Genomic DNA, 11,477 nt, shown 5'->3' on the forward strand with positions numbered 1-11,477 from the left:
AAATTTTACAGGTAGAAAACATATTAGATATTTCCTAAGAGCCGTTCCTGGATTATATGGAACGGCTCTTAGGTGACCTTAGGGTCAGGATTGTTGGTTTTAAACGCTCTGTCCACTTACTGTTCAACCTTACACACTAATGGTTCCATTTTGACGTTATTCACAAAAGCTGCCCAAATCCTTTAGATAAAGGATTTGGGCAGCTTTTCGTGAGCGTTTTTTCCACTGGTAACTTATCTGTCAGTCAGTGGTAATTTTGATGTCACTAGGTGGTAATAACTATGTCACTGCTGGTAATTTCCTGTGGCGGATATCAACAACCGGAGATAAGCCGCCGGAAACGGTGCTCTCCTCCGGTCCACTAGCTTTCGCCAATAACTTCGCCCGCACTACAGCACCCAAAACAAAAAGAGTTGCCGGATATCCTGAAACATCAGGACACCGGCAACTCTTTCTTATTATTTAGATATATTTTTCAAGCGTTTCTTCAAGCATCTCTTTTGCGTGATAGCCGACTAATTTTTCTACGACTTGGCCATCTTTTTTGATCAACAACGTCGGAATGCCCATGATGCCGAATTGGCTTGGCGTTTGCGGATTAGCATCCACATCCATTTTAGCGAATGTTACTTTGTCGCCGATTTCTTCATCCAATTCATCGATGATTGGTGATTGCATGCGGCAAGGTCCGCACCAAGTTGCCCAAAAGTCCACCAATACGACCCCATTTTTTGTTTCTGTTTCAAAATTTGCATCTGTTAATATTTTTACCATTGTATTTACTCCCTTCGAAATTCACCTTTATATGTTAATTATAGCAGAGGCTATACTCAGTACCAATCAATCTGCTCAGCCGCGGAACGTTACGATTGTCGCACCGTTTCCCCCAGCATTCACCGGTGCATACTCGTAAGAAAGCACTTGTGGGTGACGCTTCAATAAATCGCCGACCCCTTTGCGGAGTGCACCTGTCCCTTTCCCATGAACGATAGTCACTTGTGGATAGCCCGCTAACAAAGCAGCATCCAAATACTGATCGACTTCCGCCAATGCTTCTTCATAGCGCTGGCCTCTCAGATCGAGCTGGGTTGCGACATGACTGGATGAAGATGATTTGACAGTGGCAATCTGACGTTGTCTTTTTTGTTGCTGCGGCTCTTCTTTGATCAGCCTGAGGTCCGATTCCGGCAACTTCATCTTCATGATGCCCATCTGGACGACCCATTCGGAATTGCCTTTCTTTTCGACGAGCGTCCCCCGCTGGCCATATGTTTCCGTAATGACTTCATCACCCGGCTTGAACATTTTTTTCTCTTTCTCTTTGCGCAGGACTTTATTTTTGGCTAAAGACTCTTCTTGGCGCAAGTCATTGAATTGTCTGCGCAGATCGATCAATTCATGCTCTTTGATACTACCGGATTTCCCCATATTCAGTTGCATTTCACGGATTTCCTGCAACAGGAATTCCGCCTCTTCTTTCGCCGTATCAACCAATTTGTTGGCTTCTTTTTTCGCGTCTTCGATGATTTTTTCCTTGTTTGTTTCCAGTTTTTCGTTGGCTCGCTTCAGGTCCGCCAATAACTTGTCGGATTCTTCCAACTGCGTTTGGAGCTGCAAGGATTCTTTTTCGGTGACGCGTCGCTTCTGTTCCAGATCCGCGATCATCTCGTTCAGGTTTTGGCTATCCACATCAATGAAACCGCGCGCCTGATCGATGATACTCGGGTTTAGGCCGAGGCGTTTCGAGATATCGAAGGCGTTACTTCGCCCGGGAACGCCGATCTGCAGGCGATAGGTCGGAGCCAAAGTCTCAACGTTGAATTCCATGCTGGCATTGATCGTGCCGGAGCGATTGTATCCGTAGGCTTTCAGTTCAGGATAATGGGTAGTGGCCATGACATAGCTGCCGATGCCACCGATATAGTCTAAAATTGAGATGGCCAGGGACGCGCCCTCTTGGGGATCGGTACCGGAACCCAACTCATCCAAAAGCACGAGACTTTTATCGTCGATCTGATTGAGGATCGAAACGATGTTGGTCATATGCGAAGAGAATGTACTCAGGCTCTGTTCAATTGACTGCTCATCACCGATATCCGCAAAAATTTCTGTGAAAATACCGATTTGACTGTCCTCATCCGCCGGTATCTGAAGGCCTGATTGGCCCATCATTTGGATGATTCCGAGTGTTTTCAGCATGATCGTTTTTCCGCCCGTGTTCGGACCAGTAATAACGATGGCTTGATAGGCTTCGCCGAGGATCAGATCATTCGCGACAACGTCCTTCTGATCGATGAGCGGGTGTCTGGCTTTCCAGATGGCGATATGATTCTCTTTGCTGATGATTGGGCGTGTCGCCTTCAGGGAATCGGCATAACGCGCTTTTGCATTGATGAAATCCAGAGTTGCCAGCACTTCGCTGTTCCCGTACAATTCCTGTGTGAAAGGCTCGATTTCCATCGATAATTCATACAAAATCCGTTCGATTTCCGCTTTCTCCTGTGCAGCCAACTGGCGCAGATGATTATTCAGATCCAGGATTGCTTGCGGTTCAATGTAAAGCGTCTGACCCGTCGAGCTTTGGTCATGGACAATACCGCCGAATTGATTGCGGTATTCTACCTTTACCGGAATCACAAAACGGTCATTGCGGATCGTGATGATGGCATCGCTAAGGTAGGATGCCTTATTGCCTCTGATAATGTCATCCAACTTGGTCCGGATATTCTGTTCACCCTGTTTGATTCCCGTGCGTATCCCTTTCAATGCGGGAGAGGCATCATTCTGGATCGTCCCATCTTCATAGACGGTTGCTTGGATCCTCCTTGTGATTTCCGGCAATACAACCAGCCCAGCAACCAGTTCGTCCAGGACAAAGAAGGAAATCTCGTTGTCTTCGAACCATTGGAAGAACTGGATGATTTCTCTTGTGGTCGACAATACCCGACCGATTTCGGCGATTTCTTTACCATTCAAAGTGCCGCCTATCTCAAGACGCTTCAGATGGCTGCGGATGGATTTTAGCCTTGGCATCGGAATCCCGCCTTTCAGGCGCAGTACCTTTCTGCCGTCTTCCGTTTCATTCTGCAAGGCAACGACTTTTTCTTGATCGATTTCAGGCCGCAATGCCTGAATTTTATCTATCCCTTGATCTGTTGCCGCAAAATTCTGGAGTTGTTGTTTTATTTTTTCGAACTCTAACGTTTTGCTTATTTTATTATTCATCTGATTCTCCTAAAAGTGCTTTCTCCAAAAAAGCGGGACGATATAGTAACGCTATACGGTCCCTTTCTGTTTAACCAACTGTCTTTACTGAATGATGCCGATCCACCAGTCGTAGATCAAGCGTGAGAAGTAAGGCGTTTCGGACACCATCCAAGCCGCAAGATCGCTTTCGACATAGAGCTGTTGAATGAAATCCATCGGAATCATGGATGCGAGCGTCAGCAACAGGAAGATTCCGATGTAGTGCATCAGGAATCCAAGGACGCCGCCTCCCAGTTGGTTCAATTGTTTGATGATCGGGAAGAATGCCAATGAGTTCAGCATGCTCCCGACAAATCTCGTGACCAGCCAGCCTGCGAACAACAACAAGATGAACGCCAATCCGTTATAAAACGCCTGATCCAGGACGAACGATACCTCTTCTGTGTAAAAAATCAATTCTTTACCGAACTCGATGGATGGATATGGGACCAGCAGATCGATTTTTGCTGCGATCACGGTATAGTATTCTCTGGCAACCAAGAAAGATATGAAATACCCCACTGTATAGACAATCTGCAGAATAAGACCTCTTCTGACGCCTGTATAGATGCCCCACAGCAACGTAAGCACTATGATAAACGTAAGCATTTTTTCACCTGATTTCTACAGTCTTTTTATTTCTTTTTTCCGTCGTGCTCGTGATTCTTTGTGTATGGCGGGATGGTATTTTCTGCATTTCTGTTGACACCCAAAGCCGAACGTACTTGATTTCTGTGTTGTACCCGTTTCAACGTCGCCTCGGAAGCGGTTGTCGTCTTCGTCAATTTCGAATTGGATTTCCTGGCAGGTAACTCATTTGCTTCGCGGGCCGCTTGCTGCAGTTCACTGATTGTCGCTGGCATAGAAGTCACGAGTTGACTCTTGTCGTCGCGCTTTTTCCGGGAAAATTCAGGCAAGGCCTTCTTAGCGGCCGCACTATCGGCCATCTTTTCTGCATTGTGTTCCTTTTCAGGCGTTTCAACCACCGCTGTCTTGGATTCACTTGTTTGTATAGCTACTTTCTCCTCTGCCAGGGGAACAGCCTCAGTTTTTTGCTCAACGTCGGCAATCGTTTCAGGTTTAGGTGTCTCGGCTAAAGTATTCTCCGGCTCAGTCTGTTCTGTTTCCTCAACGGAAGCGGAGTGTGTAACGCTATGGCTTTCCTGCAAAGCCTCCTCTAGCTTCGCCACCTTCAGCAACAGCTCTTCCATCTCAAGTTGTTTCGTGATCTGATCGGAAATGGCGTTCACAGCCACTAGGATGCCGCGCTCCTCCCGGCCAAGCGCAGGTGCTGCTTGTTTGATCTGTTCCAACTGCGCATTGACCAACTCCGATACAGCAGTCAAATGCTCAGGTGCTTTATTTCCCAAAATCGTATAGGTCTTTCCTGCTATGATCGTTTTGAATCTTCTCTTGTTTTCCGTCATATTCAAATGCCTCCATTAAAAAACTGTCTAATATATTTTAACATAAATCCGACGAATTGCAGTATAAACCTCTTTATGTTGCCAATCCTGTCCTGCTGTCCTAAAATAGCTGATCCACTCTGCAGCAATTCCCCATGAAGAAGACAACTTCATGTGATAGAATAAGGAATACCATAATAAATAAGCAGTACAGAGAAATTAAATAGAGCAAGGATGAGAGTATGTCGAATGTCGTATTGAAAGTAACGATGGGTCAACTAAAAAAATTGGCCGTCCATTATCAGGATTATGCTGTGAAGCCAGTGCCGCACAGCCTTTTCACCGCCAAAAAGAATCAGACCACCATCACTGGTTACAACTCCGGAAAAGTGCTGTTTCAAGGCCAGAACGCCGAAAGCGAAGCAGCGCAGTGGCAAGCATCCGGCGACCAGGTTGTGGCCACTAAATCCCATTCCGCAAAAAACGGACTGAAAAAAGAGATTCCTAACAAAACCGGGCTCCCTGCAGGTTTTTCCGAATGGTCCGTCATCGGCAGCGATGAAGTGGGCAACGGCAGCTATTTCGGACCACTTACGGTCTGTGCCGTCTATGCATCCGCCGACCAATTACCGTTGCTGAAAAAGATGGGCGTTCAAGACTCAAAAGCTTTGACCGATGCCCGCATCATCACCATTGCGAAGCAATTGTTGGAGCATGTTCCGCACAGCGTCATCAACTTGATGCCCGAAAAATACAATGAGGTCCAACCAACGATGTCTCAAGGTAAAATGAAGGCATTGCTGCATAACCAAGTCCTCGATCAGCTGTTGAAGAAAATCGAGCCGGAAAAGCCCAAAGCGATCCTGGTCGATCAGTTTGAATTGCCTTCCACATATTTCAAACATATCGCCGATCAAAAAGTGCAAGTGAAGGAAAATATTTATTTCCAGACAAAAGGCGAATCCCACCATCTGGCGGTGGCGGCGGCTTCCATCATCGCCCGCTACTACTTCCTGAAGACTTTGGCGGACATGACCGCAGCCTCCGGTTATCCGATCCCTTCAGGCGCCGGCGCCAACGTCGATCTGATCGCTGCGGAAATGTATCGTGAAGGCGGCTTGGAACTGCTGGACAAATACACGAAACTACACTTCGCAAACACCCAAAAAGCCATTAGATTGGCGAACAGATAGCTTGCCGGCGAATCGTACGGAGAATTCCCTTCAGCTGGGTCCGATGCTGAGTAGGTTGTCCGACAATCCGAATGAATCGGACAACTGATTACTAGCCACATCTTAATCTTCGCAAAACAAAGAGTGGACCGTCTCATCCCGAGACGGTCTACTCTTTGTTTGTACATCATTCTTCTAAATTAACGGATGGCAGCTCCACATTCGGTTTCCAAAGCTGCGACCAATTTCGTGAAGGCTTTGTTGATGTCTTCATCGACAAGCGTCGCTTCAGGATTCAGGAATGACATGGAATAAGCAACCGACTTCTTGCCGTCTTCGATGCCTTTGCCTTGATAGATATCGAACAGGTGGACATCCTTCAGGAATTTCCCGCCGTTTTCCTTGATGGTCTTGACGATTTGTTGATGTGTTACGGTCTCATCCACCAATAAAGCCACATCGCGGGTCACGCCAGGGAATTTAGGGATCGGCTGTTGCGTGATCACTTCCTTCGGTGCGGCGATGATCGCTTCGAAATCGATTTCGAAAGCATACGTTTCCTTCAGGTCATAGGCATTCGCCGTTGCCGGATGGACTTGGCCGACATAACCGATATAGGCATCGCCCAGATAGACGGCAGCCGTTCTGCCTGGATGCATCCATTTCAGGTCTTTGGCAGCTTCAAAACGGATCTGATCGCTCAGGCCCATCGTCTCGAAATACCCATCCAGTACCCCTTTGGCGTGGTAGAAATTGACGGGTTCGGCAGCCATTTGCCAATCTTTTTGGTAGGCCATTCCTGTCATCACGCCGGCCAAACGTTCCGCTTCGATCGGCAAAACGCTGTCAGCAGACGGGAAGAAGACGCGACCGATTTCGTAAAACTGGATATCCGTGTTCTTGCGGGCAACATTGTAAGCGGCGTTGTCCAAAAGCGTGCTCAACAAGTTCATCCGCAGCGTGCTGCGATCTTCGCTCATCGGCCAAGCCAAACGGATGCCTTCCTTGTCTTCGACTGCGTATTCCCGCGCTTTTTCGGCGGTAGTCAAGACATAGCTGATGTTCTGAGTAAGTCCCGCACCTTCCATGAATCTTCTGGTGATGCGCATCGTGTGTTGTTTAGGCGTCAATGCAGTCGGCAAAGCCGGTGTGATCGGCAATGTCTCCGGAAGGTTGTCGTATCCGTAGATGCGTGCGACTTCTTCCAGGATATCCGCATAGATGGAGATATCCCATCTTCTCGGTGGTACAGCAACAGTGAAGGTTTCGCCGTCAAACGTCGAGGCAAAGCCCAACTGGTTGAAGATGGCGGTCACTTCGTCGCTGGAAATGTCAGTCCCTAACGAACGGTTGATTTTTTCCAAAGTGATGACCACTTCCGTATCCTTCACTTCCACAGTATCGACGGAAGCTGTACCGGCAACGACAGTGCCTCCAGCCAACTCATGCATCAGTTCAGCCGCATGTTGTCCGGCTGTGCGGATTGTTGCGACGTTGATGCCTTTTTCGAAACGGGAACTGGATTCGCTGCGCAAGTTGAACTTCCCAGCTGTTTTGCGGATCAAAACCGGATTGAACAAAGCCGCTTCCAAAGCGACAGTCACGGTTCCATCAGTAATTTCTGAATCCAGACCGCCCATGACACCAGCCAATGCAATCGGTGCAGTACCATTCGTGATGACGATGTTATCTGTGTCGAGCGTTCTTTCGACCCCATCAAGCGTCGTCATTGTTTCATTCTCTTTGGCACGACGGACAATGATTTCCTTGGAACCGATTTGATCATAATCGAAAGCATGCAATGGCTGGCCGTATTCCAACAGGATATAATTCGTGATGTCGACTACGTTGTTGATCGGACGGATACCGCCGTTCATCAGTTTATTCTGCAGCCAAAGCGGACTTTCCGCAATTTTTACGTCTTTGATCACTTGGATATGGTAGGCAGGAGCATCGTTCGTGTCCTCAACGGCAACTTTGATGTAATCCGCAACATAACCCGTTTTTTCGGATACCGGAGCCTCCGGGAATTTCAATGCTTTGTTGTAGATGGCTGCGACTTCATAGGCGGATCCGCGCATGCTTAAAGCATCGGCACGGTTCGGTGTGATGTCAATGTCCAGGATCGCATCATCCAGTTCCAACAAGTCAACGACTTCCGTTCCGGGAACAGCATCAGCAGGCAGGACAAAAATCCCGTCCGCATATTTTTTTGAAACAACACTTTCAGAGTAGCCCAATTCAGCCAACGAACAGATCATTCCGTTCGATTCTTGGCCACGCATCTTGCCCTTTTTGATTTTTGCGTTGCCGGTGATGCGTGCGCCATGCAAAGCCACGATGACTTTTTGGCCGCCAGCCACATTCGGCGCCCCGCAGACGATCTGAATCGGTTCCTCAGCCCCGATATTCACTTGGCAGACATGCAGATGGTCCGAATCAGGATGGTCAACCACGGACAACGTTTCGCCGACAACGATTTTGGACAAGCCTTTGCCAGGGTAAATGACGTCGTCCACCTCGATACCCGTGCGGGACATTTTTTCAGCTAATTCTGCAGGTGTTACATCGGATAGATCTAAATACTCTTTTAACCATTTATAGGAAACTTTCATTTCATTACTCCTTTACATCAAATTGACTTAAGAATCGGATGTCGTTCTGATAGAAGTGACGGATATCATCCACTCCATATTTCAACATCGCTACACGCTCTTGCCCAAGCCCGAAAGCAAAACCGGAATATTTCGTGGAATCGATCCCCGACATTTCCAGAACGTTCGGGTGCACAATGCCGGATCCCAGGATTTCGATCCAACCGGTCTGTTTGCAGACATTGCAGCCGGAACCGCCGCATTTGAAGCAACTGACATCGACTTCGACAGAAGGTTCAGTGAATGGGAAGTAGCTTGGACGCAAACGGATTTCACGTTCTTCTCCGAACAATTTTTTGGCGAAGACGGCAAGCGTGCCTTTCAGATCAGCCAAAGTGATGTTCTCGCCGATGACCAATCCTTCAATCTGGTGGAATTGGTGTGAATGGGTCGCGTCATCACTGTCGCGGCGGTAGACTTTCCCCGGGCTGATCATCTTCAATGGTCCTTTGGAAAAGTCATGTTTTTCCATCGTGCGCGCTTGGACAGGCGATGTATGCGTGCGCAGCAAGGTCTCATCCGTGATGTAGAAAGTGTCCTGCATATCGCGGGCTGGATGATCTTTCGGCAAGTTCATCTTTTCGAAGTTGTAGCTGTCTTCTTCGACTTCCGGTCCGTCGACGATTTTGTATCCCATTCCGAGGAACAGGTCTTCGATTTCTTCATTGATTTGCGTCAGGACGTGTGTCGTGCCTTGGGCGATTTTTTTGCCCGGCAAGGTGACATCAATCGTTTCAGCCGCGATTTCGGCTTCCATTTTTTTGATTTCAAGCGCATCTTTTTTGGCTTGGATTGCGGCTTCGATGTCGTCGCGCAGTTCATTCGCCAACGTTCCGATGACGGGACGCTCTTCAGGGCTTAAATCCTTCATCCCTCTCAAAGCCTCTGTGATTGGTCCTTTTTTCCCCAAGTAAGAAATGCGGACTTGATTCAATGCTTGCAGATCCTCTGCAGATTCTACTTGCTGTAAGGCATCTATACGTAATGTTTGTAATTTTGCTTTCAATTCCATGTTCTGTCCCCTTTTCTTAAAAAATGCAAAAAAATCCCATCCCTGGTAAGGGACGAGATTTTCGTGGTACCACCCTTGTTTCGCTGCAAGCAACGACACTTCATTTGTTTAACGGTAATAAACCGGAACTTTATTCATTGCACGGGGCAAATCCCAAAGTCAGCTCGGGGAGTGAAAAATCACAATCGGCTTCTATAAAGGCTCGCAGTCAATGGCCATTATTCCCTGAAAAAAGCTGCAGATCGTGAAGGTTCCCTTCAACGCTTTTCATATTCATTTTACTTACTTTGCCAGTTTAACCGGAAATGCCGTATCCGTCAAGTTCGGATTAGACCCAAGCATCCGACCAAGATTGGATTTCCAGCATCACATTGTTCAAAGCTTTCCCTTTTTCGGACAATCCATACATCACTTTGATTGCCGCCGCAGGATTTTCGGTTCTGACGACAATTTTTTCATCTTCCAGCTCTTTTAACCGTTCCACTAATACTCGATCACTGACATTAGGTATCTGCACGGCCAATTCCTTGAATCGTTTATCTCCGTCCATCAAGACTTCGATGATTAAGCCGGTCCATTTTTTCCCTAAAATAGAGAATGTTTTTTCAAACTTTGGACAAATACATTTTTTTACTTCCAGCATTTCATTCACAGCCTTCACCTCTTTGACCTATTATAAACACCCTCATTTCCCCTGTCAAAGGGAATGTGCCTTTTGTCACAAAATGTTTACAAAAAATAAGCATCCCGCTCCACAATCTGCACTACCTGAAGTACTTCCTCAGAAAATGCTTGTGGCCGCCGCTTCCTTCCATCCGAAAAGGAAAAGAATCACGAATGATGTTGGTTAGGAATTCGGCAGCCCGCTTGCTCGCATACAAAAGTTCATGTCTGTTTTCTATAATAGGATAGGAATTTCACAAAGGCAACACTTTTTCACGTTTAATTGAAAAAATAGCGTTTTTTTCATGCAATTCTTCAGCCGACGAAGTGATAAAGCAGAATGCCTGCCGCAACTGCGACATTCAGAGACTCCGCTTCGCCGAAGATCGGGATATACAGATTCTGATCCGTTAATGCCAATATTTTTCCTGAAACGCCATTCCCTTCGTTACCGAGCACCAACGCTACCGCATCGGTCGGGAAAACGGTCCGGTAATCGACAGCCGCTTCGTTCAGTTCGGTTCCGTAGACCGGGATACCATTCTTCTTAAATTCAGGTATCATCTCTTGCAGATCACCACGATATACAGGCAGATGGAAGTGGCTCCCTTGCATGGAACGCAGCACTTTATCATTGTAAAGATCCACCGATCCCTCCCCTAAAATCACCCCGGCATACCCGGCAGCATCCGCCGTCCGGATGATGGTGCCGACATTCCCTGGATCCTGGACCTGATCCAAAAGGATATATTTGCCCTTGTAATCCAAAATCGGAGCCGCTTCAGGAAACTGAACAATCGCGACGACTCCTTGCGGCGTTTCTGTCTGGGCCAGGCTGGCCAGGATTTCCTGGGAAACGATGATGATGTCCCTCTCACCAAGCGGCAGATCCGACTGTTGGTGAAAAGCTTCAGTCATCAAAACTTCCTGGATGCTTGCGTTTGCTTTGATGGCCTCTTTCAAAAGATGCGTCCCCTCGATCAGATAAGCGCCCGCCTCTTTCCGGCCTTTGGTGGTCTGCAGTTTTTTCCATTGTTTTACTTTTTGATTTTTCATCGATGCTATCTTTTCCATTTTGTAACTCCTCAGTTCAACATCGTACTGTCAAAGTTTAGCTCTGCCAGACGTTCAATTTTGTATTTTTTCGTTGATTTAACGGGGTTAACGACAAAAACAACTTGCCACCCCCCAATTTTTGGTTAATAGTGATGATAACGACACCGCACTATTTCCCCAAAAGAAAGGAAGATGACAAGTTGCTACCTCTATTATTAACCTATTTAGTTGATATTATCAAGCGTCAACGAATGATTATTCTTGCGTT

General features: G+C 47.1%; 9 protein-coding genes. 1 reads left to right on the forward strand and 8 read right to left on the reverse strand.

Annotated features, from left to right (window positions below):
• Positions 1-462: 462 nt before the first annotated feature.
• The 4 genes from trxA to BMZ71_RS14740 form a co-directional block, all read right to left on the reverse strand.
• Complete coding sequence (gene trxA, locus BMZ71_RS13695) at positions 463-774, reverse strand: thioredoxin (protein ID WP_068559792.1); 312 nt, start codon at positions 772-774, stop codon at positions 463-465.
• Positions 775-849: 75 nt separating this feature from the next.
• Positions 850-3,225 (reverse strand): endonuclease MutS2, encoded by a 2,376-nt coding sequence (locus tag BMZ71_RS13700; protein ID WP_086990221.1) that lies wholly within the window; start codon positions 3,223-3,225, stop codon positions 850-852.
• An 84-nt stretch (positions 3,226-3,309) separates the two neighbouring features.
• Entirely contained in the window at positions 3,310-3,855 is a 546-nt protein-coding gene (locus tag BMZ71_RS13705) for a CvpA family protein (protein WP_086990223.1), read from the reverse strand.
• Positions 3,856-3,881: 26 nt separating this feature from the next.
• Positions 3,882-4,673, reverse strand: coding sequence for a cell division protein ZapA (locus BMZ71_RS14740; RefSeq protein WP_143071453.1), 792 nt, complete (start codon positions 4,671-4,673; stop codon positions 3,882-3,884).
• Between the two features lie 221 nt (positions 4,674-4,894).
• Here BMZ71_RS14740 and rnhC point away from each other — a divergent pair, with 221 nt between their 5' ends.
• The gene (rnhC, locus tag BMZ71_RS13715) at positions 4,895-5,845 is read left to right on the forward strand and encodes a ribonuclease HIII (protein ID WP_086990226.1); all 951 of its coding nucleotides are present in this window, start codon (positions 4,895-4,897) and stop codon (positions 5,843-5,845) included.
• 179 nt (positions 5,846-6,024) lie between these two features.
• On the opposite strand, the gene pheT is transcribed toward rnhC, so the two are convergent.
• The 4 genes from pheT to BMZ71_RS13735 form a co-directional block, all read right to left on the reverse strand.
• Positions 6,025-8,439: a phenylalanine--tRNA ligase subunit beta gene (gene pheT, locus BMZ71_RS13720; RefSeq protein WP_086990229.1), complete on the reverse strand. Its 2,415-nt coding sequence runs from the start codon at positions 8,437-8,439 to the stop codon at positions 6,025-6,027.
• A gap of 4 nt (positions 8,440-8,443) precedes the next feature.
• On the reverse strand, positions 8,444-9,490 hold the full coding sequence (gene pheS, locus BMZ71_RS13725) for a phenylalanine--tRNA ligase subunit alpha (protein ID WP_086627724.1): 1,047 nt from the start codon (positions 9,488-9,490) through the stop codon (positions 8,444-8,446).
• A 328-nt stretch (positions 9,491-9,818) separates the two neighbouring features.
• The gene (locus BMZ71_RS13730) at positions 9,819-10,133 is read right to left on the reverse strand and encodes a winged helix-turn-helix transcriptional regulator (protein ID WP_425445175.1); all 315 of its coding nucleotides are present in this window, start codon (positions 10,131-10,133) and stop codon (positions 9,819-9,821) included.
• Between the two features lie 335 nt (positions 10,134-10,468).
• Positions 10,469-11,227 carry a TrmH family RNA methyltransferase gene (locus BMZ71_RS13735; RefSeq protein ID WP_086990232.1) on the reverse strand — a complete coding sequence of 253 codons (759 nt, stop codon included), beginning with the start codon at positions 11,225-11,227 and terminating at the stop codon, positions 10,469-10,471.
• Positions 11,228-11,477: the final 250 nt, after the last annotated feature.

This window comes from Trichococcus flocculiformis (assembly GCF_900113645.1).
Classification (GTDB): Bacteria; Bacillota; Bacilli; order Lactobacillales; family Aerococcaceae; genus Trichococcus; species Trichococcus flocculiformis.

What these genes read in the sequence shown, in the direction of transcription:
- BMZ71_RS13700 (WP_086990221.1), bottom strand. Translation starts at nt 3,225, where the DNA reads ATGAATAATAAAATAAGCAAAACGTTAGAGTTCGAAAAAATAAAACAA.
- pheT (WP_086990229.1), bottom strand. Translation starts at nt 8,439, where the DNA reads ATGAAAGTTTCCTATAAATGGTTAAAAGAGTATTTAGATCTATCCGAT.
- BMZ71_RS13735 (WP_086990232.1), bottom strand. Translation starts at nt 11,227, where the DNA reads ATGGAAAAGATAGCATCGATGAAAAATCAAAAAGTAAAACAATGGAAA.
- BMZ71_RS13730 (WP_425445175.1), bottom strand. Translation starts at nt 10,133, where the DNA reads ATGCTGGAAGTAAAAAAATGTATTTGTCCAAAGTTTGAAAAAACATTC.
- BMZ71_RS14740 (WP_143071453.1), bottom strand. Translation starts at nt 4,673, where the DNA reads ATGACGGAAAACAAGAGAAGATTCAAAACGATCATAGCAGGAAAGACC.
- pheS (WP_086627724.1), bottom strand. Translation starts at nt 9,490, where the DNA reads ATGGAATTGAAAGCAAAATTACAAACATTACGTATAGATGCCTTACAG.
- trxA (WP_068559792.1), bottom strand. Translation starts at nt 774, where the DNA reads ATGGTAAAAATATTAACAGATGCAAATTTTGAAACAGAAACAAAAAAT.
- rnhC (WP_086990226.1), top strand. Translation starts at nt 4,895, where the DNA reads ATGTCGAATGTCGTATTGAAAGTAACGATGGGTCAACTAAAAAAATTG.
- BMZ71_RS13705 (WP_086990223.1), bottom strand. Translation starts at nt 3,855, where the DNA reads ATGCTTACGTTTATCATAGTGCTTACGTTGCTGTGGGGCATCTATACA.